The following is a 1,858-nucleotide window of genomic DNA, read 5'->3' on the forward strand; positions in this document are numbered from 1 at the left end:
GAAGGGTTTTTCCGCATCACCGACCGCATGAAAGACATCATCATCACCGCAGGCGGCAAGAACATCACCCCCAGCGAACTGGAAAACGAACTGAAGTTCTCGCCCTACGTGACCGACGCGGTGGTGATCGGCGACAAGCGCCCTTACCTCACCGTCATCATCATGATCGACCAGGAGAACGTCGAGAAATATGCGCAGGACCACGACGTGCCGTTTTCCAACTACGCCAGCCTCACGCGCGCACCCGAAGTGCAGCAGCTCATTCAAGACGAAATCGACCGCGTCAACAAAAAGTTTGCCCGGGTGGAACAGATCAAAAAGTTTTTCCTGCTCGACACCCAGCTCAGCGCCGAAGACGAAGAGCTCACGCCCACCATGAAGCTCAAGCGCAAGCTGGTGGAAAAGAAATACGCCCCCCGCATCGAAGCCATGTACAGCTGAAGCCCACACCCCCCGTTTCAACCACGCCTTTTCAGACACACCCCATTTACAACGAAGGAGACACGGAACATGAAACACACCCTGACTTTGATCGCCGCCAGCCTGGCCCTGGCCAGCACAGCGGCCTTGGCGCAATCGCAAGGCGTCAGCAAAGACGAACTGGTTCTGGGCTCCATTCAAGACCTGTCTGGCCCCCTGGCCGGGTTTGGCAAGCAGGTCCGCTTTGGCATGATGCTGCGCGTGGACGAAGCCAACGAGCAAGGCGGCATCAACGGCCGCAAGATCAAGCTGCTGGTGGAAGACTCCGGCTACGAGCCGCGCCGCGCGGTGCTGGCCGCGCAAAAGCTGGTGAACCAGGACAAGATCTTCGCCATGGTGGGCCACATCGGTACCGCGCAAAACATGGCCGCCATGCCGGTGCAGTTCCAGAAGAACGTGATCAATTTCTTCCCGGTGACCGCAGCGCGTGAAATGTACGAGCCCTTCCACAAGCTCAAGTACTCGTTTGCCGCCACCTACTACGACCAGATGAAGGTGGCTGTGCCCAAGCTGGCCAAAGAAAAGGGCGCCAAAAAGGTGTGCACCCTGTACCAGGACGACGAGTTCGGGCTGGAGGTGTTTCGCGGCGCCGAAGAAGGCCTGAAGTCCATCGGCATGCAGTTTGCCGAGGTCACCACCTACAAACGCGGCGCCACCGACTTCTCGTCGCAAATGCAGAAGCTCGCCTCGTCGCAGTGCGACATGGTGGTCATGGGCACCATCATCCGCGAGACCATCGGCGGCATTGCCACCGCCCGCCGCCTGGGCTTCAACCCCACGTTTGTGGGCTCCAGCGCGGCCTACACCGACCTGATCCACAAGCTGGGCGGCCCGGCCATGAACGGCTTCTACGCCACCATGACGGTGCAAAACCCCTACACCGACGAAGCCTCGCAGCCCATCCGGTTCTGGGCCAACAAGTACAAAACCAAGTTCAACGAAGACCCGACCGTGTTCTCGGTGTACGGCTATTCGCTGGTGGACTCGTTCCTGCGCGCCGCCGGCAAGGCCGGCCCGAACCTGAACACCGACAGCTTCATCAAGGCCATGGACACCATGGTGATCCCACCGGACATCTTTGGCAGCACTGAGATGACCTTCGGTCCGCAGAAACGTCTGGGCAGCAATGCCACCCGTCTGTCGCAATTGAAGGAAGCGCGCTGGCAAGTGGTGTCAGACTACTTCAAGGTGAACTGAGCCTCCAAGCTGTTGTTCTCTGCCGCCAGTGCCACAGTGCCGGCGGCATTTTTTTGCCTGCCGGTGGCCTGGCCATTTCCTGAATTCCCCTTGAAACCCCAGGCTGGCAAGAAGCGCGAGGATTGGCGAAAGTAGGGACACTGGCCATCTTGCCCTGCAATGTCAAAGCCCCGATGTTCAA

General features: G+C 59.2%; 1 protein-coding gene and 1 pseudogene. Both read left to right on the plus strand.

Annotated elements, in window-relative coordinates; translation table 11 throughout:
- Window positions 1–441 (plus strand): annotated as a pseudogene (locus Q7J58_RS10730) (long-chain fatty acid--CoA ligase); the annotation flags it as partial.
- A 69-nt stretch (window positions 442–510) separates the two neighbouring features.
- On the plus strand, window positions 511–1,677 hold the full coding sequence (locus tag Q7J58_RS10735; RefSeq protein WP_304827408.1) for an ABC transporter substrate-binding protein: 1,167 nt from the start codon (window positions 511–513) through the stop codon (window positions 1,675–1,677).
- The last annotated feature ends 181 nt before the right edge of the window (window positions 1,678–1,858 follow it).

It is taken from the genome of Hydrogenophaga sp. (assembly GCF_030656115.1).
Taxonomy (GTDB): Bacteria; Pseudomonadota; Gammaproteobacteria; order Burkholderiales; family Burkholderiaceae_C; genus Hydrogenophaga.